Annotated in this window: 27 protein-coding genes; 6 read left to right on the forward strand and 21 right to left on the reverse strand. The window is 37.7% G+C overall.

Annotation, left to right across the window (positions count from 1 at the left end):
* Positions 1-2: 2 nt before the first annotated feature.
* On the reverse strand, positions 3-1553 hold the full coding sequence (locus tag F1560_RS02580) for a spore germination protein (protein ID WP_095312413.1): 1551 nt from the start codon (positions 1551-1553) through the stop codon (positions 3-5).
* A 147-nt stretch (positions 1554-1700) separates the two neighbouring features.
* Here F1560_RS02580 and F1560_RS02585 point away from each other — a divergent pair, with 147 nt between their 5' ends.
* A complete protein-coding gene (locus F1560_RS02585) occupies positions 1701-2318 on the forward strand; it encodes a flavodoxin family protein (protein WP_149473088.1) in 618 nt (205 codons plus the stop codon).
* A gap of 150 nt (positions 2319-2468) precedes the next feature.
* On the opposite strand, the gene F1560_RS02590 is transcribed toward F1560_RS02585, so the two are convergent.
* Both F1560_RS02590 and F1560_RS02595 read right to left on the reverse strand, forming a co-directional pair.
* Complete coding sequence (locus tag F1560_RS02590) at positions 2469-2711, reverse strand: hypothetical protein (RefSeq protein WP_149473089.1); 243 nt, start codon at positions 2709-2711, stop codon at positions 2469-2471.
* Positions 2712-2849: 138 nt separating this feature from the next.
* Positions 2850-3152 (reverse strand): AbrB/MazE/SpoVT family DNA-binding domain-containing protein, encoded by a 303-nt coding sequence (locus tag F1560_RS02595; RefSeq protein WP_149473090.1) that lies wholly within the window; start codon positions 3150-3152, stop codon positions 2850-2852.
* Between the two features lie 244 nt (positions 3153-3396).
* Here F1560_RS02595 and F1560_RS02600 point away from each other — a divergent pair, with 244 nt between their 5' ends.
* Positions 3397-4131 (forward strand): YqjF family protein, encoded by a 735-nt coding sequence (locus tag F1560_RS02600; RefSeq protein ID WP_187773608.1) that lies wholly within the window; start codon positions 3397-3399, stop codon positions 4129-4131.
* Positions 4132-4269: 138 nt separating this feature from the next.
* On the opposite strand, the gene F1560_RS02605 is transcribed toward F1560_RS02600, so the two are convergent.
* From F1560_RS02605 to cyoE, 5 genes are all read right to left on the reverse strand, one after another.
* Positions 4270-5316: an SPFH domain-containing protein gene (locus F1560_RS02605; protein WP_149473092.1), complete on the reverse strand. Its 1047-nt coding sequence runs from the start codon at positions 5314-5316 to the stop codon at positions 4270-4272.
* Positions 5317-5352: 36 nt separating this feature from the next.
* On the reverse strand, positions 5353-6144 hold the full coding sequence (locus tag F1560_RS02610) for a TPM domain-containing protein (protein ID WP_149473093.1): 792 nt from the start codon (positions 6142-6144) through the stop codon (positions 5353-5355).
* Entirely contained in the window at positions 6141-7169 is a 1029-nt protein-coding gene (locus F1560_RS02615) for a TFIIB-type zinc ribbon-containing protein (RefSeq protein WP_149473094.1), read from the reverse strand. The genes F1560_RS02610 and F1560_RS02615 overlap by 4 nt, the downstream gene beginning before the upstream one ends.
* A gap of 56 nt (positions 7170-7225) precedes the next feature.
* Positions 7226-8002 (reverse strand): PspA/IM30 family protein, encoded by a 777-nt coding sequence (locus F1560_RS02620; protein ID WP_149473095.1) that lies wholly within the window; start codon positions 8000-8002, stop codon positions 7226-7228.
* A gap of 290 nt (positions 8003-8292) precedes the next feature.
* A complete protein-coding gene (gene cyoE, locus F1560_RS02625; RefSeq protein WP_338112824.1) occupies positions 8293-9192 on the reverse strand; it encodes a heme o synthase in 900 nt (299 codons plus the stop codon).
* A gap of 180 nt (positions 9193-9372) precedes the next feature.
* Here cyoE and moaC point away from each other — a divergent pair, with 180 nt between their 5' ends.
* A complete protein-coding gene (moaC, locus tag F1560_RS02630; RefSeq protein ID WP_149473097.1) occupies positions 9373-9864 on the forward strand; it encodes a cyclic pyranopterin monophosphate synthase MoaC in 492 nt (163 codons plus the stop codon).
* 88 nt (positions 9865-9952) lie between these two features.
* On the opposite strand, the gene F1560_RS02635 is transcribed toward moaC, so the two are convergent.
* Positions 9953-10885, reverse strand: a complete 933-nt coding sequence (locus F1560_RS02635) for a substrate-binding domain-containing protein (RefSeq protein WP_149473098.1) — start codon at positions 10883-10885, stop codon at positions 9953-9955.
* Positions 10886-11066: 181 nt separating this feature from the next.
* Here F1560_RS02635 and modA point away from each other — a divergent pair, with 181 nt between their 5' ends.
* A complete protein-coding gene (gene modA, locus F1560_RS02640) occupies positions 11067-11873 on the forward strand; it encodes a molybdate ABC transporter substrate-binding protein (protein WP_149473099.1) in 807 nt (268 codons plus the stop codon).
* Positions 11854-12534, forward strand: a complete 681-nt coding sequence (gene modB / locus F1560_RS02645) for a molybdate ABC transporter permease subunit (protein ID WP_149473100.1) — start codon at positions 11854-11856, stop codon at positions 12532-12534. The genes modA and modB overlap by 20 nt, the downstream gene beginning before the upstream one ends.
* Before the next feature lie 188 nt (positions 12535-12722).
* Here the strand turns inward: modB and F1560_RS02650 are convergent, their stop codons facing one another.
* Together F1560_RS02650 and mobA are read right to left on the reverse strand one after the other, a co-directional pair.
* Complete coding sequence (locus tag F1560_RS02650) at positions 12723-13235, reverse strand: MogA/MoaB family molybdenum cofactor biosynthesis protein (RefSeq protein ID WP_149473101.1); 513 nt, start codon at positions 13233-13235, stop codon at positions 12723-12725.
* Between the two features lie 17 nt (positions 13236-13252).
* Positions 13253-13849, reverse strand: a complete 597-nt coding sequence (gene mobA / locus F1560_RS02655; protein ID WP_187773609.1) for a molybdenum cofactor guanylyltransferase — start codon at positions 13847-13849, stop codon at positions 13253-13255.
* Positions 13850-13968: 119 nt separating this feature from the next.
* On the opposite strand from mobA, the gene F1560_RS02660 reads away from it, so the two are divergent.
* Positions 13969-14691 carry a Crp/Fnr family transcriptional regulator gene (locus F1560_RS02660; protein ID WP_149473103.1) on the forward strand — a complete coding sequence of 241 codons (723 nt, stop codon included), beginning with the start codon at positions 13969-13971 and terminating at the stop codon, positions 14689-14691.
* A gap of 31 nt (positions 14692-14722) precedes the next feature.
* Here the strand turns inward: F1560_RS02660 and mobB are convergent, their stop codons facing one another.
* Genes mobB through narJ form a run of 10 tightly spaced genes read right to left on the reverse strand, consistent with a single transcriptional unit; the run spans position 14723 to position 22704 of the window.
* A complete protein-coding gene (gene mobB, locus F1560_RS02665) occupies positions 14723-15217 on the reverse strand; it encodes a molybdopterin-guanine dinucleotide biosynthesis protein B (protein ID WP_149473104.1) in 495 nt (164 codons plus the stop codon).
* Between the two features lie 37 nt (positions 15218-15254).
* Entirely contained in the window at positions 15255-15488 is a 234-nt protein-coding gene (gene moaD / locus F1560_RS02670; RefSeq protein WP_149473105.1) for a molybdopterin converting factor subunit 1, read from the reverse strand.
* The gene (locus F1560_RS02675; RefSeq protein ID WP_149473106.1) at positions 15481-15954 is read right to left on the reverse strand and encodes a molybdenum cofactor biosynthesis protein MoaE; all 474 of its coding nucleotides are present in this window, start codon (positions 15952-15954) and stop codon (positions 15481-15483) included. Before F1560_RS02675 ends, moaD begins: the two co-directional genes overlap by 8 nt.
* Positions 15947-17260 carry a molybdopterin molybdotransferase MoeA gene (locus tag F1560_RS02680; RefSeq protein ID WP_149473107.1) on the reverse strand — a complete coding sequence of 438 codons (1314 nt, stop codon included), beginning with the start codon at positions 17258-17260 and terminating at the stop codon, positions 15947-15949. Before F1560_RS02680 ends, F1560_RS02675 begins: the two co-directional genes overlap by 8 nt.
* A gap of 12 nt (positions 17261-17272) precedes the next feature.
* The gene (locus F1560_RS02685) at positions 17273-18283 is read right to left on the reverse strand and encodes a MoeB/ThiF family adenylyltransferase (RefSeq protein WP_149473108.1); all 1011 of its coding nucleotides are present in this window, start codon (positions 18281-18283) and stop codon (positions 17273-17275) included.
* An 11-nt stretch (positions 18284-18294) separates the two neighbouring features.
* Positions 18295-19332: a GTP 3',8-cyclase MoaA gene (gene moaA, locus F1560_RS02690; RefSeq protein WP_149473109.1), complete on the reverse strand. Its 1038-nt coding sequence runs from the start codon at positions 19330-19332 to the stop codon at positions 18295-18297.
* A gap of 57 nt (positions 19333-19389) precedes the next feature.
* Positions 19390-20913: a tetratricopeptide repeat protein gene (locus F1560_RS02695; protein WP_149473110.1), complete on the reverse strand. Its 1524-nt coding sequence runs from the start codon at positions 20911-20913 to the stop codon at positions 19390-19392.
* Between the two features lie 30 nt (positions 20914-20943).
* Positions 20944-21420, reverse strand: a complete 477-nt coding sequence (locus F1560_RS02700; RefSeq protein ID WP_149473111.1) for a ferric reductase-like transmembrane domain-containing protein — start codon at positions 21418-21420, stop codon at positions 20944-20946.
* A 60-nt stretch (positions 21421-21480) separates the two neighbouring features.
* Positions 21481-22155 (reverse strand): respiratory nitrate reductase subunit gamma, encoded by a 675-nt coding sequence (narI, locus tag F1560_RS02705; RefSeq protein ID WP_149473112.1) that lies wholly within the window; start codon positions 22153-22155, stop codon positions 21481-21483.
* A 12-nt stretch (positions 22156-22167) separates the two neighbouring features.
* Positions 22168-22704, reverse strand: a complete 537-nt coding sequence (narJ, locus tag F1560_RS02710) for a nitrate reductase molybdenum cofactor assembly chaperone (protein WP_149473113.1) — start codon at positions 22702-22704, stop codon at positions 22168-22170.
* Positions 22705-22749: the final 45 nt, after the last annotated feature.

Raw genomic sequence — 22749 nt, forward strand, 5'->3', positions numbered from 1 at the left:
TGTCAGGAGTCTCCTTTATTCACCGACTTTTTATCCTGTGTTTGCATATAAATAGGACGACTTTTTATTGTAGTAATTGGTGCACGTAATATAAGATCCTTCCAGTCACTTAAAAAGTTTGGTGCAAAAGGAGTAGTGTAAGGAACACCAAAGCTTTTCAAATTCACAAGATGGACATTGAGCATAATATAACTAAGGATTATCCCATACAGTCCGAATGTAGCAGCAGCAAACATCATACCAAATAAAAGAATTCGAAACGAAATTGCAACACTGTAGGATGGTAGTGAAAATGATGCAATGGCATTTAGCGCGATAACAATTACCATGGCAGGACTTACTAATCCAGCAGAGACCGCAGCTTCTCCGATTACCAGACCGCCAACAATGCCAATTGTTTGTCCGATTGGTGTTGGTAATCTTGTTCCAGCTTCACGCAAAAGCTCCATTGTTAACCCCATTAACAACGCTTCAACAAAGGCAGGGAAAGGAACACCCTCTCTTGAAGCAGCAATAGAAAAGGCCAAATCTGACGGGATCATTCCTGGATGAAAAGAAACGAGTGCAATATATAATGCAGGCAAAAACATGGCAATAAAAGCAGCAAGATAACGTAAAGCTCGAAGCAAGGTTCCAATTGTCCAGCGTTCATAATAATCCTCAGGAGATTGCAATGTATTTCCCAAGGTTGATGGTGCTATTAATACAAATGGTGTACCATCCAATAGAATCGCAACTTTTCCATCAAAAAGTGCTGAAGAAACTTTATCTGGTCTTTCTGTATTTAATACTTGTGGAAAAGGGGATAAAAAACTATCTTCAATCCATTCTTCGATATAGCCTGATTCTGGTGCATCATCCATATCAATCGTCTCTAACCGCCGATTAACTTCTTTTACTATATCTGGATTTATAATCCCCTCTATATACGATAGAACAAGGTCTTTTTTAGATCGCCTTCCTATCTGATATGTCTTAAAACGCAAATTAGGATCTTTAATATACCGGCGAATCATAACCGTATTTGTACGTAAATCCTCAATAAATCCTTCTCTCGATCCTCTAATAACCGTTTCGGTAGTCGGTTCTTCTATTGATCGGGTTTCCCATCTACCGGTATCCATTATGATTACTTTACTGACACCATTTAAATAAAATATTGTACTGCCGCTTAGAATTCCGTTGGAAATATCGTCTAATGTAGTCCCTTCTTTAATACTTGTCACAGACAGGATTTCCTGATAAATTTCCTCAAACAACTCAGATTCTGCTTCAGGCAACGAATCTCTGCCTGTAATTAGCTGCACATTTTTCATTATATTGTTATGTACTAAATTACTATCGACCATCCCGTCAATATAAGCAATTGCACACTTATGTTTAGAGCCTTTGATTGTAAACTCTCGAATAACAAGGTCGTTTGGTTCGCCCAGTATTTCCTTTAGATTATCCAGATTCTTCTCAATATTTTTTACAATCTTCACAGAAAAGTTTTCTTCTTTATTCTTCGTTTCCTGTTTTTCTTTTTTTCTAAAAAAATACCGACTTACCATTTAATCCCCTCAAGTCATTTAAATAGTCACTCCTTCTCTTTTTCCCAAATCAGTATTTTTCTATACATCTGGGGATATCAGGCAAGAGGATTAGATCCTACTAAAAAAGGGAATAGACACTATACAGCATAAAAAGGGAGTGTTTTTGTGAAAGCAATAATCTTAAATTGTTCTCTAAAATCATCTGATGAAGTTTCCAATACAGATGCATTGTTACAAAAATTCATCGATGTCTTTAACCAAAAGCAAGTAGAAACAGAAACCATTCGAGTGGCTGATTATAACATAGCATTTGGTGTTGAAGGAGACATGGGTGATGGTGATGAATGGCCAGTAATAGCAGATAAAATAAAAGAAGCAGATATTCTGCTCGTCGGTACACCTCTATGGATTGGTGAAAAAAGCAGTGTGGCTAAAATGGTCATGGAACGAATTAGTGGATCGGGTTCAGAAACGAACGATAAAGGCCAACCAATCTACTACAATAAAGTAGCTGGAGCCGTGGTAACAGGAAATGAAGATGGTGCCAAACATGCAGCTAGAGATATTCTCTTTAGCCTAGGGCACTTTGGTTTCTCCTTCCCACCTAATCCCCTTTCTTATTGGGTCGGTGAAGCAGGTCCTGGAGCATCCTATATTGAGGCAGAGGGACAAAAGAATGAATTCACCCAAAAAAATACACAAATTGCGAGCCATAACCTTGTACACCTAGCAAGGATTCTAGCGGATAATCCGATTCCTGCAGAAGGCAATGTTAGTGAGTAAAGGAAGGCAATAAATTCAAGAACAAAAGCGCAAGCTTCCTGTTAGCGACGTACTCTCACTAGTCGCCGGGCGCTGGAACTAGACGTGGCTGTTCATGAACAAAGGCATTCGCCAGAAAAATTGGCGGATGCCTTTGTTACTAATTGGAGGTTATTTTTTCCTTACAACTACATTTTTACTCCCCGAATATAGTCCACTTGCAGAAAGCCCCAATATCAGTCCGATTATTATACCGCTTTTCAGATCGCCAGGGCTCACATAAAAGATACCTCCAGCTAAACCAAATATGAGAGACGCAACAGGCAGCCACCTCTTAGGTAGTCCAGCAGTTTTTAAAATCTCTACTAGACCAACAATAAGAGCGATCAAAGCAACATCATAGACTTCAAACATCGGTAACACCTCCTTACCATAGCTTATGAATGCCTTGTCCTCCCAGTAACGGCAGGATAGCCAATTTTTGAAGAGGTATGTGGAATCTATCGTAAAAAGATAAAAAACCTACCGAATTCGGTAGGTTTTCAATTCTTGTTAAGAATATGGCTTAATGATAAATGCATTTTGTGTCATTTCAGCATACATACAAAGCTCTGTATCTGTATCAATTTCCAGTATTCTTCTAAATTCAGCTGGTATATTAACCATTCCTCTTGAAGATATAAAGCGTTGGTTCTCGTTATTTCCATTCGTTCCATGAAGTATCCATATTTCGTTTTTTCGCATTCGTATTTCTACGCACTCCCCATCCTGAAATCCTAATGCAGCTCGCCACTTTTTTGGTAGATTTATCATTCCTAATTTATTAATAGACTTATAATTCACAAGGAAATACATGTCACTCTCCTCCTACATGTGTATTCCTATTGGGTTCATAGACTAGAATTTGATTTTTTATTAACGCAAGCTTAAGATTTATTTTCCATATTCAAAATCTTAAACAAGTTGAGCTATCGATTATGAAAGACTTTATCCTGTTAGTAGTACTATCTTAACAAATTACCTCTTCTGATTAAACCTGAATGAAGAATCCCTGCCTTCACATAATAAGGATAAAATTATGTTGGGATAGGTGACGAATTTGTATCAAGATATTTTAAAAAACACAAAGCACCGGGAGATCCCGCTCCCAAATGAATTTTGGATTTTGACACAGCAGTGGCATCATTTGCTTTTCATTCACCTGCCATTCCCTAAAGACACAATCAAAGCCCACCTTCCAGAAGGGTTGGAATTAGATACATACAATGGGATGGCATGGATTAGTATTATTCCATTTAAGGTAACTGGAATGCGAATGCGCAATATGCCAGCCGTTCCTTATCTGAGCGCATATTTAGAATTAAATGTTCGGACATATGTAAAGCGAGAAGGAATACCAGGCGTTTACTTTTTTAGCTTGGATGCTGATAAACTTCTCCCTGTTTTTGGTGCTAGAATTATTACATTACCGTATTTTCACGCAAAAATGAACATGAAAAGGAAGAAAGACCTTTTTTATTTTGAATCCAATCGAAGAGATCAACCGGAAGCTATTTTCAAGGGAACATACCAGCCAATTTCCAAGCCCTATTATCCAGAAAAACACAGTCTTAGTAACTGGCTGCTCGAACGCTATGTCTTATGGACTTATAAATATGGGGCGCTTTTTAGGGGGGATATTCATCATACACCATGGGAAGTTCATGACGCAGAAGTGATAATTGAAAAGGATAATATGTTACCCTTCCCTTTTGATAGTATTGGTGAAATTCAACTCTCTCATTATGCTTCGTACAAGCGTGTTTTGATTTGGCCAATTCGGAAGGTTAAATAGATACATACAGGGGAAAAACGATTAGAGAAAACTAAGGAATTCGCAAGCCTCTAGGCGAATTCCTTCAGGGAAGTTTTATACTTTTCTATCTACGAAAAAGCAAGAGAACACTTCCCTTGCTTCTTCATCTTATACTGCTTATATAAACTTATGCCCACAGTTCGGACAGAAGTTGGTTCCGGCTGTTTTTTGTCCGCAATTCGGACAGAAATTAGGCAATTGCTTATTGCTTGAGTCGTGTTGATTAGACGAATTTGATTGGTTATTCTGATTCGAATTATTGCTTTGATTTGACTGTTGTTGATGAGTCTGCTGTTGTTGACCGGACTGCTGCCCTGTATTCTGATTCATGTTTTGCATCATCTGATTTGCCATATTCATTCCCATCATCATTCCAGCCATATCGGAGGCTGTACCTGAACCAGAAACTTTGCCAGAAGCCATTCCATCTGTCATTTTAATTTGCTGATACTTAGCTACATCGCCAACCATACCATGAGATGCACTCTTCGTAATCATGTCCTGCACTTCTTTTGGATAGTTAAAGCTCATTATATTAAAGCCAGTAATTTTCATGCCATTATCCATAATTTGCATGTCTAGATCTTCTTTAATACCTTGAGAAATTTCAAATGCATTAGCCTGAAGGTTGAAGATATCCTTTCCTTCTCGCGTTATCCATTTCATCAGAAGCTGGTCAAGGATTGCCGTAATTCTTATTTTGATATCTTCAACTAGATAGCTTTGCTTCACACCAGCAATTTTATCGATCAAAGCCATATAATCATTTACTTTAAAGTTAAACGTCCCATTTGCTCGAATTGGCAGACCGCCTGGAAGTGTAGGGGTTGGAATATTAATCGCATTCTTCGTTCCCCATTTAACGGTGAATTCCTTCGTATTAACGAATAGCACTTCCACACGCATACCACTATTGAAGCCAAATTTAAACCCCTTTAACGTTGATAGAAAAGGGATAATTTGAGATTCGATATCATAATCCCCATCGTCTTCAAAAATCCCTTCAATTCTACCATTATTTAAAAAGATAGCATCCTGACCAGGGCGAATAATGAGTTTACTGCCCTTTTTTATTTCACGGTTGCTCCATTTCCAAAAAATCATATCATCCCTAAATTCTTCCCATTCCACTACATCTGAAAGTTGACTTCTAAAAAAAGACATTTGATCATTCCTTTCTTTAAACGCTAAAAAAATAACTTAAAAACTGCGGCCACCACCACTAAATGAACTACCACCACCGGTAATTCCTCCGCCACCGCCTCTTCCACCTCTACTTTTATTATTGGAAGGCTTTCGACGTTTCGTAACGGTTTTATTTACAAACATATCCCTTTTACTGTTTACTCTTGTATTGTTCTCGTTAAAATACGTACGGGCAGTAACTGTGACGCGCCCTCCTGAATTATAAACCATGATACCAACAATAATACCACCAACAGCTAGAGCAACCACGAGTTGAAACCATGTTTTTAACAATAAACTCTCTGGATTTACTCCAGGCCTATATTCCATATAATCACTAGACGTACTTATTGCTTGTTGGAATGCCTGATAAAAATTCTTATCTGAAAGATGGGGAGTAACCTTATCAAGTACTAGCTCGATTCTTTCATTATCTAAGTACTCCTCACCCTTCTTGAACCCTGCCAGATAAACTTCTCTTTTGGATGGATCCATGCTTACAGTTAACAAAATCGTATTCCCTTTAGGTTGGTCATAGCCGAAAGCATGTTCATCATAAAAATCACCCATATACGTTTTGATACTTTTTCCACCTGTATCATTCGTAGTATGAATAATAAAATCGGTTTCTTGTTTATCACCAAATTCTTTTATGCTATCTTCCAATTCCATGACTTGTTCTTCTGATAAAAGTTCAGCTGAATCATAAATATATTGTTTTGAACTTGCTTCCACTGCTGGTATTGAAAATATGAAAATAAATAAACTCGTAAATAATATTGATAATGTAAGAAAGCGTCTACTCACCAAAGTACACCTCCAACAGCAAAGGAGATAATCTTCAAGGCTACAAATGTAGCTGCAGCAATTCCACCAAACCAGCTAGCTACTTTCCCCAGACTAATTGGTGGTTTCCCAACTATCTTTCCTGTCTGACCATTCATCGCAAAGGTATGTTCTTGCTTATCAAAATCATAATAAACCATCCAAACAGGTAAAAGAACATAATGTGCTTTTGTTTTTTTCGTACGGATGTTTTTACTTTTATAATTTACCGAAGAATATCCACTAATGGTTGAACGAATATAGGAGTCTATGTAGGGCTGCACTTTTGTTTTTACCCGAGAAAACAATTCTTCATCACTAAAATTATATTTTTCTGCAATGTACCCAGCAAGATATGGGGTCTTGAAATCTTTAAACTTCTGATAATCATATGGTTCTAATTTATCCATTAACGTATCATCCAACTTTTCGGAAGCGTCTACAGGGACTTTTACATAGCTTAAATCAATATCACGGTACACATCATAAAATTTCTTCTCCGTATAGATGTAATTTCCTCGTGTATACGTTCTTACTCTCGTTCCGACGGCTTTTACATCTGCTTTACTATCTAAATCATACAACCAAAATGGGACATATAGTCCGGTAATTCCCTTTACTCGATCCGCAGTCATAAACCCTTTAGGTGTCAAACGACCATTTCGACACCATTTACGGAAGGCTGCCATTGCTTCTTCCTTACTGATTGTGAAGGGAATAACCTTTGCTGGAGCCAAATCACCTGAAAGTCGATCTCCTAGAACGACACCCGCTCCACAGAAACTGCAATTGGTTGCAGTTGTGTCTGCTTCTGTAATGATAACTGCTCCACAGTTATTACAATTGTACTGCTTCGCTTCATCTTCAGAAAATGTTGTGGTGATAAATTCCTCAGAGAAGTCTTCAATATTATCTTTTCTTCCACAGCTTACACAGGATAACATTCCCGATGCAGCATCAAACTCCATATCAGCGCCGCAGTTCGGACATTTATAATGAATAACCAATGCTATCCCCTCCTTCCATGTATAGGAAGGCTACAGTTTGTACTGTAGCCTGCAAATTATTGTTCTTCAGTTTTTACTTGTTCTTTTTCGCTTTGTAGTTGCTCTTCACTTTGGACTGGTTCTTCGTCTTTTAATTGTGCTTTCAGTGCTTCCAGTTCATCATCCACATTCAGCTGTGCCTTTAATGCAGAAAGTTCACTCTCAACTTGTGCATCCGAATCATATTTAGCAGTTAAATCATTGATATCTTCACCAGTTCCTTTATTCAGCTCTGCCATTGCATTTGCTTCATCAAGTGACTGATTGATTTTTGCTTCCATTCGATCAAAGGCTGACATCGAGCGATTTGCCCCACCCATCGAAGTAGCAAATTCATTTACTTTCTTCTGCGATCTCGCAACTGCTGCTTTTCCTTTTAAAATATTCTTTCTTGCTTCAAGTTCGCCAATATCGGAAACAAGCTTGTCATGCATTTGTCTCATCTGCTGTGCATTTGTAGAAGCTAGCTCGTGGGAGGTTCTCAAATCTGCTTCTTTTGCTGTGAGCTCTGCTTTCTTTCCAAGGAATTTCCTTGCATCATCTTCATTTCCTGCTTCTAATGCTTTAACAGCGTATTTCTGCATATTTACGATGTCTGACTGACACTCCTCAAGCTCACGTTGCGCCCGCTTTTCAGCTGCCATGATGGATGCAGTCTCAGATTTTACTTTTCCTAAATCTCGATTCAAATCTCGTAAGTACTGGTCAATCATCTTCTCTGGATTCTCTGCCTTATCCAACAATGCATTGATGTTGCTTGACATAATGTCTCTGAACCTTCTTAAAATCTCCATTCCACATTCTCCTCCATTTTTTATATTAATTTTATTATCTAACAATCTTTCAGACTTATAAAGCGATATCTCGAAAAATAAACGCTTTATTAATATACGAGTGTTTTGGATAAAAGTTTCATGTTTAGGGGAAATTTCGAGAAAAACGATTGAGGGAATTTTGATGGAGATGATTCTGAAGTTAAAAATTGAGCTAGTTACGAATCTTGAACTAGCTCAATATACAATGTAAAAGAGAAAGTTTACTATTCCTTTGAAAACAGGGTCTCCAAGCCAAGGTAAAAAGCTTATTACTGAAACATTGGAAGTGTTATTACCATGACTAACAAGAAGATAATCATTAAATAGTTAACCGAATAGAGAAAATTCCAATGTGCCCATTTCAAATCATCTTTCACAAAAAATCCAGCGATGGCCAGTACTAACCAACCGATATTAAGAAGCATTGCAATCACAACAAATACCGTTCCTAAAGTTGTTAAAAAAAGCGGAAGCGGTAATAATGCAGCAATATAAATGAACATCTGTCTTTTTGTCATCGTAAAACCATAAACAACTGGCAGCATAGGAACTCCAGCTGCCCGATATTCTTCACATTTTTTCATGGCGATCGCAAATGTATGCGGTATTTGCCAAATGAATAGTAAAAGAAACAACGTTAATGGAACGATATGTATTGCATTATCGACTGCAGCCCAGCCAATTAATGGTGTAACCGCCCCTGAAACACTGCCGATTACCGTGTTTAAGGTGTACCTGCGTTTAGACCACATCGTATATAGGTATACATACGTAAACCAACCAATAAAGGCATACAGCGTTGTCTCCAGATTGATAAACACGAGCATGATAAATCCGAATACGGTCGTTACACTCCCAATCGTTAACACTTGTTTTAATGTAAAACTTCCCGTAACAGTCGGTCGTTTTTTTGTACGATCCATAACAGAATCAATATCCGCGTCATACCAATTATTTAATATTAATGCGCCCGCCATAACAAGTGTGGAACCGAAGCTCACAAGCACGAAATCCAGCCCCTGAAAACCTCTACCTGTAAAATGTAATGCTAAAACATATCCTGCAAGAACAGGCAAAAAGTTTGCAACTAATACATTAAATTTAACCAATAATTTCAGATCCTCAAAAAGAGAATTTTTAACAGCATGCGACTCTAACTTTTCCTTCATCAAATCACCTCTTACCATATTGCCACTTTTTAGGTTTTGCCGTCCGTCCATTGAATTTACTGGATACTTCCTTTAAACTGATTACAGCGGAAGACTTATTAGATTGATATCACTATCTATCATATAACAACTAATTTCATGTGAACAGCGTTAAAAATATCCTAAAGTCAGGTGACTAAAATGACAAACTTTACACATTTTAATGAACATGGACGAGCAAAAATGGTAGATATCTCTGCCAAAAACGAATCTGCTCGTAAAGCAATTGCACGATCCAGTGTGCAGATGAAACAAGAAGTTTATGAGAATATTACCGAACAAAAGAATAAAAAAGGGGATGTCCTATCGGTTGCACAAGTCGCTGGCATCATGGCTGCCAAACAAACCTCAGCCCTCATACCAATGTGCCATCCAATTCCAATCAGTGGCGTTGATTTATCCTTTGAATGGAATGCACTTGAGGACAATATGTATGAACTTATTATTGATGCAGAAGTAAAAACAGTTGGCGCCACAGGAGTAGAGATGGAGGCATTAACTGCAGCATCCGTAACTGCACTAACTGTCTATGATATGTGTAAAGCAGTCGATAAAGGCATGATTATTGGACAAACCTATTTACTCGAAAAAAGTGGTGGAAAAAGCGGTGATTTTAAAAGGGCTGAGTCTTAGAATCGGCGGTCCTGCCGCTTTTAAGATTCCACTCATTATTATAGTTATTCCTAATCCCCTATTTATAACCTAATAAGGAACGCTCCCTTCAAATGGTTTCATATTTAACATTTCCTGTTAGCTCAAGATCATATCCGTTTAATTGTTCTAGCTGGGAGCGATATTCTTGAGAAGTAACGGCTTCTTTAATTACATTAATCAGGTTTACGTTTTCGTTTGTTTTTAAAATGACAATATCGTATTGTTCCTTAATGAGTGAGATAAAATCCACATTGACCATTTTAGCAACGTTTTCGATGCCTATTCCTGCATCAGCCTGTCCACTAGCCACAGCAGAAGCTACGGAAAAATGGCTTGTCAGTTCATCTTCATACCCCTTTAGTGAATTGGTAGGGATACCATTTATTCTTAGTTGTTCATCTAGTAAAGTCCTTGCTCCAGAACCCTTTTCACGGTTGATAATCTTCACCTTAGACTGAGCTAAATCATTCCATCCTTTTAAGTTCAAAGGGTTTCCTTGTTTCACATAAATTCCTGCCGTTCTGCACACTAAATTCATCAATATAAATGGCTGGCTCACCAATATGCGTTTTACATAAGGAAGATTATATTCTTCTGTATCCCCATCATAAAGGTGAACACTAACAATATCACATTCCCCATTATACATGGCTACAAGACTGTTTAAGCTGCCATTATAGGATCTTAAAGGAGTATGCGATGTATGTTTTTCAATATATTTACTTAACATATCCAAAACGACATCCTGACCACTGATCACTACTTGTCTACTATGTTGTGTCTCCTTATTCTCACCTGACAAATGGTTATCTTCTTTTTGAACGGTGCCTATTCTATTTTTGGATTTATAGATTTCCAGATCCTGTTGGTCTACTCTCATTTGCCTGCCAACTCTATAAGCGACAAGCTCCTCTTTTTTGATTAAGTCATAAACTGTCAATTTCGATATCTTTAGTAATTGGGAAACCTCTTCAATCGTATAGGATGAGTTGTTGTACATTCGATCACTCCTCGTTTATTACCCTATAATGACATTGTATTATAATTAGAGAAATTTAACAGCTACCTATTTATTGCAGATATTTTTAATAGATGTGAATAATGTCACTTATAATTATAATAAGTTATAGTAAGATATAATTAGTTATAATTAATGATATTTGAAAGGATGAGGTAGAAACATGAAAAAACGTTTTAAGTTCATCAGTATTCTCTTATTTTTACTTCTTATTGTAGCGGCATGTTCTAATAATCAGGACACTGAGCAGAGTTCAGAATCCTCAACCGAAAACAAGGAAAATGTGGAATTAACCATTTCAGCAGCGGCCAGTTTGAGCGATGCCATGGATGTTATCAAAGAGTCTTATCTTGAAGAACATCCTGAAGTAACATTGACATTTAATTTTGGAGCTTCTGGTTCTTTGCAGCAACAAATCTCTCAAGGAGCACCTGCTGATCTATTTTTCTCAGCTGCAGAAGATAAGTTTGATTTATTGGTTGAGGATGGAACGATTGGAGAGGAGGACGGATTGGATCTTCTTGGGAATGAACTCGTCTTAGTTGTGCCAAAAGAGGATCAATCGATTACCAATTTCGAAAATCTAGTAGACAATGAATTAGATAAAATTTCAATCGGAACGCCTGAAACAGTTCCAGCGGGAAAATATGCAAAGGAATCACTTGAAAATATGGGCATTTGGAATGATGTTGAGTCAAAAATAGTTTATGCAAAGGATGTCCGTCAAGTATTATCTTATGTAGAAACAGGCAATGTTGAAGCAGGAATTGTCTACAAAACAGATGCCATGGTTTCAGATCAAGTAGAAATTGTTGCATCCGCTGATCCTAGCACACATACTCCTATTATTTATCCTGTCGGAATTATTCAGGAATCTAAACAATACGAGGCAGCAAAAGGATTTTATGATTTTTTACAAAACGAAGCGTCATTAAAGGTATTTGAGGAATATGGATTTACTATTCGATAATGATTTCATGCAAGAATTTATGAGTCCAATCTGGCTATCATTGAAAATAGCAACAGTAGCTAGTGTAATCGTAATTATTGCTGGAACATTAATAGGTGGACTGTTGGCTAGAAAGTCTTTTAAAGGCAAAGCTATTTTGGAGACAATTCTCATGCTTCCAATGGTTCTCCCTCCTACAGTTGTTGGATTCTTTCTCATTGTTTTCTTTGGGAAAAATAGTATAGTTGGACAAGCAATTGAATGGCTCTTTAAACAGCCCATTATTTTTACTTGGTGGGCTGCAGTTATTGCCGCAGTAGTTGTAGCATTTCCGTTAATGTATCAGTCTGCAAAGTCAGGTTTTCAAGATGTAAACCTTGACGTTGAAAATGCAGCAAGGGTAGATGGAGCAAATGAATGGAAAACGTTCTTATTTATTTCTGTTCCTCTAGCTTCAAAGGCCCTTGTTTCTGGCAGTATTTTAAGCTTTGCACGAGCATTAGGGGAATTTGGGGCTACCTTAATGTTCGCTGGTAACATTCCTGGAGTAACACAGACTATTCCTACAGCGATTTATATTGCGCTTGATTCTGGCAATATGTTAATGGCATGGCTATGGGTAATATCAATCGTCATTATTTCATTTATCATGCTTCTAACCGTTAGGACAAAGCAGGCTTAAGAGCAAAGAAGGGGGAAGCGCAAATCCCCTGCACTTTGTGATCGTTCAAAGACCTAATATTCATGCGTAGGAGAAAAAACGATGAGGTGTATGAGCCGGGAACAAATTGGTGGAAAAAGTGGTAGATTACAAGAGATAAATCTTAGAATTAGCCAATTTTCCACCTTTAACATGTTTATATTGAATGCTTACCCTAAATCCTTCTTAATTTCTTTCACCATATGCCCTATTTCAGGCAAAATTAGCCGCTCCATTGCCAATGTTACAGCTCCTGTTGAACCAGGAATGGAAAAAATTAAGCAATGATTGGCAACTCCACAAGTAGCCCGCGATAAAATGCTCGCAGTACCAATATCATATTGATAGCTGAAATAGCGAAAAAGCTCTCCAAAACCTGGGAGATGCTTGGCAAATAAAGGTTCAATCGATTCAATCGTTACATCTCGATAGGAAATGCCAGTCCCGCCATTTACAATTACCGCATCAATTTCATTACTATGGATAGCCCTTTCAACAGTCATACGAATTTGCTCCCCCTCATCTGGGATGATTCTATACAAAGCAACTTGATGGTTCGCTTCCTTTAACAGTTCCATAATCTTTTTGCCGCTTTTATCCGTATCCTTTGTTCGTGTATCACTGACTGTAACAACTGCAATCGAAATATTTCGTGCAGCATCTTTTCTATGATTTGTTAGCAACGTGCTCACTCCCCCATTCAGTTATCCTCTTGCTTTTTTATCCATTTTTCATAGTCTGCTTGGCTATTAATATTTATAAAAGACTGTTCTTCTTCAATGTCTACATACTTTACATTACATTTGTCCAAAAGCTTTCTTAATGAACGATGCTGATGATCTAATTGATGCTTGATTAGTCCCTTGACTGAATCACGATAAATTGCAATCAGTGGCTGGAGCTTCCCCTCAGCGATTGGGATAATAGCGTCAACGTCTCGATCGATATGCTTCATTAGTGTTCTAAAAATAGATGGATTCATAAACGGAACATCAATCGGAATAACAAGATACCACTCGGCTTCCATTTGTTCCATCGCAGTCAAAATACCTGCTAATGGCCCATGCCCTTGATATTCCCCCCTATCCTGAATGATCGTCATTTTTGTTTCGATGGGTTGGAAGCGATGTTTTAGTTCTGGACTTGTCACCATAACGATTTTTTCCACTATTTGGGTTAAAGCATCCAAGGCATGTTGATAGAATGCTTTACCATCCTTCGTTGCAAAGGCTTTTGGCTCACCAAACCTTATTGACTTACCACCAGCTAAAATAATGCCTGCTATTTTTTCATTCACCTTGAAAACTCCCTTGCAGTAGAGTTTGTACAAATTTCACAATGTTGTAACCACGCTTCAACATATCTAATGGTAAAATAGATATGATAGGGTTTGCATTCCATAAGGAGGCTACCGATATGCGAACAAGCTTATTATTAAATGCACGTCAGAATGAAGATACGATTTCTCCTGAACTAAGAACACTGATGGATTCAATTAGTACGCTTAAAGAAATAAACCAAGACACCTTTCTATTCCACGAAGGTGCAGATGCATATGATATTTTCATCATAAAATCTGGACTTGTACAAGTTTCTAAATTAACAGCAGATGGAAAAGAAATGATTTTAAGAATTTGTAAAGATAACGATATCATTGGTGAATTAACACTGTTTAGTGATCATCCTAAATATTTACTTAGCGCAAAAGTATTACAAGCTGGAGAAGTATTTGTTATTAATAAGGATAAATTGGAAAAAGCTTTAATGACGAATAGCCAACTAACCTTTGAATTTATGAAGTGGACGAGCAACCACATGCGTAAATTCCAGTCTAAAATAAGAGATCTATTATTAAATGGCAAAAAAGGTGCACTATATTCGACACTCATTCGTTTATCCAATAGCTACGGAACCAGACAAGATGATGGCATTCTAATTAATCTGACTTTAACCAATCAGGAATTGGCTAAGTTTATTGCCGCCACCAGAGAAAGTGTCAATCGTATGCTTGTCGAACTTAGAAAGCTCAACGTAATTTCCATTGATAAGTCTGGTAAAATACTCATTAAGGATATCGCGTATTTACGTGAACAAATTGGATGTGAAAATTGTCTGGTTGATATATGCAATATTAATTAGGAGACGATTCGGCAGTCTCCTAATTTGTCTTTTATGAAGCACTTTTCAAAAAATTACGCATTATCCACATGCATAATGCTTCTATCTCCGTAATATTGAAAACAGGGCAACTAACATCCTTTAGAGCTAATGGTGTTAGTACTGCCTTCACGTTTTCAATCTGTTCCAACAGTACAACTTCTTCTTTACGTTGAATAAGTACTACTTTCGGAAAAGGTTCTTTTTTAAAGCCCTCGATAACGAGTACTTCAACACCCATTAATTGATAAATAGCTAGCATTTGTTCTACATCCCAAGATGCAGCTGATAGTTGTAAGATTCCATCCCCCTCAACACCCGAAATGACTGCACCTGCTTGCTTATGTTTTTCGCTATCTGTATTCTCTAGTCCGATTGGAGCACCACCATGCCCGTGATGTTTAAGAGATGCCACGGTGTGCCCCGATTCACTTAACATCGCTATCAATTTGGAAGCAAGTGTCGTTTTTCCACTATTTTTAAAGCCAACAATTTGAATGATTTCCATTCATGCTTCTCCTTCGTCATTTATGCTGTATTCTCTATTACCCACCACTTACTGGTGGAATAAAAGCAACCGTATCACCAGCTTTAACGATTTCATCATCCATTACATATTCTTCATTCAATGCTGTCATTACTTGATCTAATTCAATAAGCTGATATGTTTCTTTAAGGTTATTTTTCAAATCACGAATCGTTGTTTGCACCTGATCTATCATTAATTGATCGCTTCCTGCCTTTTCTTGTAAATGGGCAAATAATAGAATCTTAATCATGCTTCTCATCCTTTACATCTGGTTTTCCATTGGGATAAGGAACCTTTTCCAATTGGTCACCAATCCAGGTCTCGCCATCTTCCCAATGTTCTTTTTTCCAAATTGGAACGATCTGTTTAATTCTTTCAATTGCATATTCATTCGCTTCATAAGCAGCTTTGCGATGTGGTGAGGAAACGGCGATAACAACGGCTATATCCGAAATGTCTAGATGCCCAATTCGGTGTGAAATAGCTACTTTTGTATCTGGCCACTTTTCATTTATTTCATCTCCAATTTTAGCAAGCATTTTTACCGCCATCGGAACGTAAGCTTGATATTTTAAATAAACCGTTCTTCTACCTTTTGTCCATTCTCTGACAGCTCCGATAAACGTTGTGATAGCACCCGCTTCTCTTCGCTCTACTTTTTTTATTACAGATTCTACTTGAATAGGTTCTTCCACAATCTCAAATAATTCATTCATAGGTGCGCTGTCTCCTTCTTGAATTCACATCAGCAGTCGTAAAATTTTCAAACGTTGTACCTTCTTGATCTTCTAGGAGAATAACAGAAACCTCCATGCCCATTTCATACCCTCTTGTGCCTCCAGGCAATACAATAAGAATATTTGCTTCAGCTAAGGAAGTAACGACATTTGATTTATCTAAGCCAACCGGGGTCGCTACTAATCTTCCAGTTTCATAAGATAAGTGTCCACGAACAAAGCGGTCAAACGGATTCGGCTTTGGAAAGTCTGCGCCAAGGATAGCAACTTCTTTCTTTAAAAAAGCTGCATTCGCATGTAAAAATGTACGAATAATAGGCCTTGTGTAAAGCTCAAACCCAACATAGCATGCAGAAGGATTTCCGGATAAACCAAACAATAATTTCCCGTCAATCTCGGCAACTGTTGTCACACTTCCTGGTCTCATACCAATCTTATTAAATAAAACAGAAGCACCTAACTTTTCGTAAATCGCTGGCAAGAAATCAAAGTCTCCAACAGATACCCCGCCTGTTGTAATAAGGAAATCCACCTTTTCCAAGCTATCCTTCACTTTATGATAGCAGGTTTCAAATTCATCATTAAATTGGCCGAAATAAATTGGCTCGCCACCTGCTCTGATTACCTGAGCGTATACCATATAAGCATTACTATTTCTGATTTTTCCAGGCTTTAACGGTTCATCAACATCTAGTAATTCACTGCCTGTAGCAATAATACCGATTTTAGGTTTTACACTAACCGGAACCTTCTTATAGCCAAATGTCGCTAGGACGGCAACAATTCCCGGGGTAATATAGGTGCCTTTGAAGACAAGCACTGTTCCTTTTGTTGTATCCTCACCAGCAAAGGATATATTATCTCCAGGCTGCAATTTTCGCTTTAACTGAAAATAATCCTTTCCATCCTGTACATATTCTTTCACGGACTCGAACATGATTACGGCATCACAATCGTTTGGAATTTGGGCACCTGTCATGATTCGAACCGCTTCATTGTCACCAACCGGCTCGTTAAATACACTACCTGCTCCTATTTCACCAATTACTTCAAATGATAGAGCATTTTTACTAGAAGCCATTTTCGTGTCCGCTGATTTTAAGGCAAACCCATCATATGGAGACCTGTCAAATGGCGGAACATGATGATCAGCCAGAATCGCTTCACCTAGAAAACGACCGTAGCTTTCTTCTATCGGTACGTATTCGACCATGCCGCTTTTTGCAAAATTCATTACCTTTGTAATGGCTTCATTTACTTTAATTGGTTTCCGTCTTTCTACCATGTGTCATCACCTTCATCCTGCTAGTTGATTATAAATTGTTTTCGCTTTTTCAATCGAATCAGTACCATGTATTAATGTTCTGCCATCCTGAAAGAAAACGAGACGATATGATTCGTATTCCAATGACAATAAAAATTGATTATGTCTGACTGGGGCAATTTTTTGCAATCGATGCGCTAGTTCTTCGAGATTTAATTTTTGAGGTGTTCGTATTTGCACCGTATTTCTTCCACAGAGCACTTCTGATTTTGTACGTGATTCATAGTTTAAATGCGGATAACTTGGATTTTCACCGCATGTCGGGCAATCTGATTTTTTAGCACGGTCCACTTTCATCATATGATAATGATTATTCCATAAATCAAATGTCACGAGCTTTGTTCGGCAGGCTTTGTTGTCACCGACGATTAGTTTTAAGGCTTCTGCCGTTTGATGGGCAACAACCATTTGAACTGCTGGTGAAATAATCCCAACCGAGTCGCAAGTCGCTCCTGAGACTGGCATTGTATCCATTAAGCAACCGAGACAAGGAGTCTCATCTGGTAAAACCGTAAAACTCATGCCTGTACTTCCAACACAAGACCCATAAATCCATGGTATTCGCGCTTTATGTGCTAAGTCGTTCAGGATAAATCGTGTTTCAAAATTATCAGTAGCATCTATTATGACATCAACATTTTTTAATAAGGGAAGAAGTGTCACTGGTGTGGCGTCCATAACATAAGCGTCGATAACAACCGAGGAATTAATTTGCTGCAGACGCTGTTTAGCTGCCATTGCTTTTGGAATTTGCTCTGTGACCTCTTTTTCGGTATACAATTGCTGCCTTTGTAAATTACTTAATTCGACATAATCTCGATCAATAATCGTCAGCTTTCCTATTCCAGCACGGACTAGATTTTCCGCATTAGCAGATCCCAATGCGCCACAGCCTAAAATAAGGACATGCTTATTTTGTATCTTTTCTTGCCCAGCTTCACCAATCGGTTTAAAAAGCATTTGTCGTGAATATCGATTTCCCATCACTTATTCTCCTATCCACCTATATAAGACATCTCGATTTTCTTCTTATGTTTAGCTGATTCTGCTGTCCGCTCATCTGAATATCGATCGGTCCGGCTACTCCATATGTTCCTGATTTCTCCTTTTATTTCTTCATCTGTTTTCTCAGAGCGTAAAAGTTCACGGAAATCAAAACCATTCCCTGCAAACAGACAGGTGTACATTTTTCCATCTGCAGCAATCCTTGCTCTTGTGCAACTGGAACAGAATGATTCGGATACCGATGTGATAAACCCAACTTCTGTGTTTGTACCACTATATCGATAACGCTTTGCTACCTCACCTACGTATGCAGGATCAACAGCCTCCATTTCGAAATGTTTCGAAAGCTCCTTAAAAATTTCCTTTTTCGTTATCACTTTACTGAAGTTCCAGCCATTTGACTGTCCAACATCCATAAATTCAATATATCTTAACTGAATTCCTTGTTCCTTAAAATATGCTGCCATTGGGACAATTTCTCCATCATTCATTCCTTTTTTTACGACCATGTTGACTTTTACTTCCAAGCCTACTTCTTTCGCTTTTTGGATGCCCTTCAACACACGGTCTGGGCTCACACCACTGTCGTTAATTGATTTAAATAATGCCTCATCCAGTGCATCTAAACTTACATTGACACGTTTTAGACCTGCATCCTTTAGTTTTTGTGCCATGTGAGAAAGCAAGGACCCATTTGTTGTCAGCCCAATATCTTCTAACCCTTCGATGCGCGTCAGCTTTTCAATTAATACAGGCAAGTCTCTCCTCAGTAAAGGTTCCCCACCAGTTAATCTGATTTTTTTTACGCCTAGTGCTACAAATAGCGTTGCAATACGTTCTATTTCTTCAAAGCTTAATAGTTGCTCTCTAGGCATGAACGCAAAGTCTCTGCCAAAGATTTCTTTTGGCATACAATACGTACATCTAAAGTTACAACGATCGATGACAGAGATTCGAAGATCCTTCATTGGCCGGCCAAATTTATCTGTTAATACTATCACTCGAATCAACTCTCCTTCTAAGACCATTATATCTACTATTTATAGTTCAAGTCTGTAACAAATATCACTTTCTTTGAAAAGAACTTACTGAGGTTGAAATGTCACTTTCTTCGTTTGCAATTTCACGAATTTATCCTCATAAATCCTTCGTTTGTGCGGATTATGATTCCTTGTAAAAAAGTCTATGATACCTGCCAAAGCTTCTTCGACTAACGCTGGCTGATGGACTTTTTCAATGATTTTAAACCCTTTCTCATAACAGCTTTCTGCTTTTCTTACATCTTTCTCTTCTCTATTTTCATAACAATATGCTAAGCGAATCAGGGTGAGCCCCTTTTCTTCCTTGCAGTTTGGCAGCGTTTCATAGATTGCTAGTGCTTCCTTATAATAAGAATAAGCATCTTCTATTTTTTCTTGCTGCAAATAATTAAAAGCAATTGCCTGTAATGTATTTCCATAAGCGAGGGATTTTTTCTGTCCCTCTTGTTCCAGTCGTTCGATAAACTCCTTGAACATAGTGAATGCTTTGTCATAGTTTTTCTCATCGGAATAAATCTTCCCAAGTGCATACAAATATTGCTGCCTGATCTTTGGAAATGGAGTCGCTAATTCCAAGCCCTTCTCTAAATATTCCTTCGCATCGTTTAATTTATAGATTTTCATCGAAATCGTGCCTATTTTAGAGTAGACATAAACAATCATAAAATGAGTATCATCATAGAAAAACGTTAGCTGTGCCAACGCTTGTTTATAATAATTGATAGCACGAGGGAAGTTACCCATATTTTCATCTATTTCTGCAAGCATCAGAACAGCTTTGGCAATGTCTAAATGATTTCCCTGAAACAATTCATCCATATGCTTTATTGCCTGTGTAAGGGTTTTTCGAGCTTCTTTTAAATCAATGTAAAATTGGATTTCACCAATCTTTAGTAATGTTCGTGCTGCTGCTTCTTTATCTTTTTCCTCTTGGTATGCTTTTAACAATTGTTGGTGATATTCCAGCGCTTTCGTGTAATTTTCCACCTTGATATATGCATCGGACAATGTATCGACAGTTTTAGCAATAATGGGGTGTGTAAATGGAACAGCCTTCTGGAAATAGTTTAATGCCTTCTCAAGCTGAGTTAAGCCACTTTCCATATTTTCTTCAGCAAGAGCAACTTTGCCTAAACGGCTAAAAATAACACCATATGCATAGGCATCCTGATACTTCTTCGTATCTAAGAGTGCCAATAATTTGGCTAACTCTATTCGAGCGTTGGATAGTTGTCCATAATCACTCTCTAATGCAGCATAATCAAGGTACGTGTCAATCACCATTTCAATATAATCATTATCAATATCCTGAGCTAAACGAATGGCTTGCCGGCTATAATTACCAGCTTTATCGTAGTTTCTTTTTTTTCTGTAATACTTTGCCACGGTGCTTAACATAAAAAAACGCTCATTGGTGCTATATTCGCCTTTTGAAGCCAAGAATCCTTCCATTTCCTTAATTTCTTTTACTTCATTCGTTGATTCCTTTATAATTTGCTCTCTCACTTTCATACAGAGCGAAAGTATTCCATCTGTTTGTTGTCTATTCAAATCTAGATTCGTTATCAAATCCTCCACATCCTTTCTGTTGGGCACGAACTATAAAAGTAAATGTAATCCAATCAAGAAAAACAATGCTATTCCCAATCGCAAATGTGTTCTTCTCAATTTTCCTGTTGGTTTTATCAATCTCCACCACCCTGTTATCACCATGAGGATTAAATTAAGGAGGGCAAGCAAGCCTACTACCATCTTGCTGTTTTGAAAGGAGAATCCATACCAATAAAAAATCGATATAGCATGCAATAAAATAAAAACCAGCGCTAAGGTACCTGTCCAGCGATGGAAGGGCATTACTTTTTTCGATATGTTCACGAATTTAATTTTCGTTTTTCGATCAGGAGTGTTGCGAATTGTAGAAAATACAGCGTTCCTTGTCCAATTAAACAAAAATAATAAAAAGCCAATAAATCCAAATAAAATAGGGATACTTAAAATTGGAAAAGAAAAGTGATTCACAACTTGCCAAATTGAAAGCAATAATAGGATGATATTGAAATAAAACCATTTACTCATAATGACTCTCCTCATATAGAAGAAGAGAGCCAATGGTTAAAAGCTGCTCTCTTCTGTTGGTTACCTTGCAACCCTACGTTTATAGATCACATAGCTCCTGCTAAGGTATCTAATTGGGAAACTAAACGCATGGACCAATCTTGTGAATGGCCAAACGATATATAAAGAGAATGTGCAATAAATATGGATTTTAAACCAAATTGGAACGCTTGCCATTAACTCTGGTTGGACATTAAAAATAAATAATCCTCGAAGCCATGGTGCGATTGTTGTCCGGTAATCGAAACCCTGTGCATCCACATTGAAAGAAGTCGCAAGTAATCCTGAACCAATGGCAAGGATGATAAAAACTAAGGATATCCAGTCACTTGTAGACGTTGTAGCCAAAATCCGTTTAACACTTATTCTGCGGTAGGTTAATAAGATAATCCCAATAAATGCAGCAATCCCTGCCGGCAGTCCAAAAGCAATTGCTACGATGTGATACGTATGCTCGGTTACTCCGAGTGCATTATAAAGTTCAACAGGAATAATCAAGCCCAATACATGACCACCAAATACAAATAGAATTCCCCAATGGAATAACAGTGAACCGATTCTTAATTGTTTTTTCTCAAGAAATTCACTGGATTTAGTTGTCCAGCCAAATTGGTCTTTTTGATAACGATAAATAAGACCGCCAATAAATATAGTTAACACGATATAAGGGAAGATCCCCCACAGTAATAAATCCATTTTAGCTCCCTCCTAGGCTTCATCTAGAGCCGCAGCTGTTACTCCGTTTTCTTCCATGCAGAGAAAAAGTGCTTCAAATAATAAACGGTAATAGCTATTGTTTTCGACTAATTTTCCGTGGATTTCGCCGATTGCCTGATGATGCATCGCGAGTAATTCATTACTTACTTCAACTGGAACATTGGCAGCGAACTCTAAAATAACTGGAAGGTAGTCTGGTAATTCTTTGTCTGTTACTTCAAAGCCATGTGCTTCATAATACTTTTTTAATTTCAGTAATTCCAAGCCGCGTTCGCGCTGTTCTCCTAGTTTTAAATAGGTTACATAGAGATTGGTTAATTTTCCAAAGTCAAAATGCTCGATATAGTGCATGATCCAATCGTCTAGTGACATTTCTTTTGATTGTTGAATAAACTGCTTGATATTTCCTTTGATTTGACTGTTTGACTGTCCTTCTACTTCCATTTCTATTTCTGGTAAGATGTCTATCATTTCTTCCGTTGGATAGTTAAGGAGAAAGGATATTAACTGATAGATACGTTGATTCATTATCAGAGCCTCCTATAATCAATTTATAAAATATTGGTCAATTAC

It is taken from the genome of Oceanobacillus polygoni, from assembly GCF_008304605.1.
GTDB classification, from domain to species: Bacteria; Bacillota; Bacilli; order Bacillales; family Amphibacillaceae; genus Oceanobacillus; species Oceanobacillus polygoni.

What these genes read in the sequence shown, in the direction of transcription:
- F1560_RS02580 (WP_095312413.1), bottom strand. Translation starts at nt 1,553, where the DNA reads ATGGTAAGTCGGTATTTTTTTAGAAAAAAAGAAAAACAGGAAACGAAG.
- F1560_RS02590 (WP_149473089.1), bottom strand. Translation starts at nt 2,711, where the DNA reads ATGTTTGAAGTCTATGATGTTGCTTTGATCGCTCTTATTGTTGGTCTA.
- F1560_RS02595 (WP_149473090.1), bottom strand. Translation starts at nt 3,152, where the DNA reads ATGTATTTCCTTGTGAATTATAAGTCTATTAATAAATTAGGAATGATA.
- F1560_RS02605 (WP_149473092.1), bottom strand. Translation starts at nt 5,316, where the DNA reads ATGTCTTTTTTTAGAAGTCAACTTTCAGATGTAGTGGAATGGGAAGAA.
- F1560_RS02620 (WP_149473095.1), bottom strand. Translation starts at nt 8,002, where the DNA reads ATGGAGATTTTAAGAAGGTTCAGAGACATTATGTCAAGCAACATCAAT.
- cyoE (WP_338112824.1), bottom strand. Translation starts at nt 9,192, where the DNA reads ATGAAGGAAAAGTTAGAGTCGCATGCTGTTAAAAATTCTCTTTTTGAG.
- moaC (WP_149473097.1), top strand. Translation starts at nt 9,373, where the DNA reads ATGACAAACTTTACACATTTTAATGAACATGGACGAGCAAAAATGGTA.
- F1560_RS02635 (WP_149473098.1), bottom strand. Translation starts at nt 10,885, where the DNA reads ATGTACAACAACTCATCCTATACGATTGAAGAGGTTTCCCAATTACTA.
- modA (WP_149473099.1), top strand. Translation starts at nt 11,067, where the DNA reads ATGAAAAAACGTTTTAAGTTCATCAGTATTCTCTTATTTTTACTTCTT.
- modB (WP_149473100.1), top strand. Translation starts at nt 11,854, where the DNA reads ATGGATTTACTATTCGATAATGATTTCATGCAAGAATTTATGAGTCCA.
- F1560_RS02660 (WP_149473103.1), top strand. Translation starts at nt 13,969, where the DNA reads ATGCGAACAAGCTTATTATTAAATGCACGTCAGAATGAAGATACGATT.
- mobB (WP_149473104.1), bottom strand. Translation starts at nt 15,217, where the DNA reads ATGGAAATCATTCAAATTGTTGGCTTTAAAAATAGTGGAAAAACGACA.
- moaD (WP_149473105.1), bottom strand. Translation starts at nt 15,488, where the DNA reads ATGATTAAGATTCTATTATTTGCCCATTTACAAGAAAAGGCAGGAAGC.
- F1560_RS02675 (WP_149473106.1), bottom strand. Translation starts at nt 15,954, where the DNA reads ATGAATGAATTATTTGAGATTGTGGAAGAACCTATTCAAGTAGAATCT.
- F1560_RS02680 (WP_149473107.1), bottom strand. Translation starts at nt 17,260, where the DNA reads ATGGTAGAAAGACGGAAACCAATTAAAGTAAATGAAGCCATTACAAAG.
- F1560_RS02685 (WP_149473108.1), bottom strand. Translation starts at nt 18,283, where the DNA reads ATGGGAAATCGATATTCACGACAAATGCTTTTTAAACCGATTGGTGAA.
- moaA (WP_149473109.1), bottom strand. Translation starts at nt 19,332, where the DNA reads ATGGTCTTAGAAGGAGAGTTGATTCGAGTGATAGTATTAACAGATAAA.
- F1560_RS02700 (WP_149473111.1), bottom strand. Translation starts at nt 21,420, where the DNA reads ATGAGTAAATGGTTTTATTTCAATATCATCCTATTATTGCTTTCAATT.
- narI (WP_149473112.1), bottom strand. Translation starts at nt 22,155, where the DNA reads ATGGATTTATTACTGTGGGGGATCTTCCCTTATATCGTGTTAACTATA.
- narJ (WP_149473113.1), bottom strand. Translation starts at nt 22,704, where the DNA reads ATGAATCAACGTATCTATCAGTTAATATCCTTTCTCCTTAACTATCCA.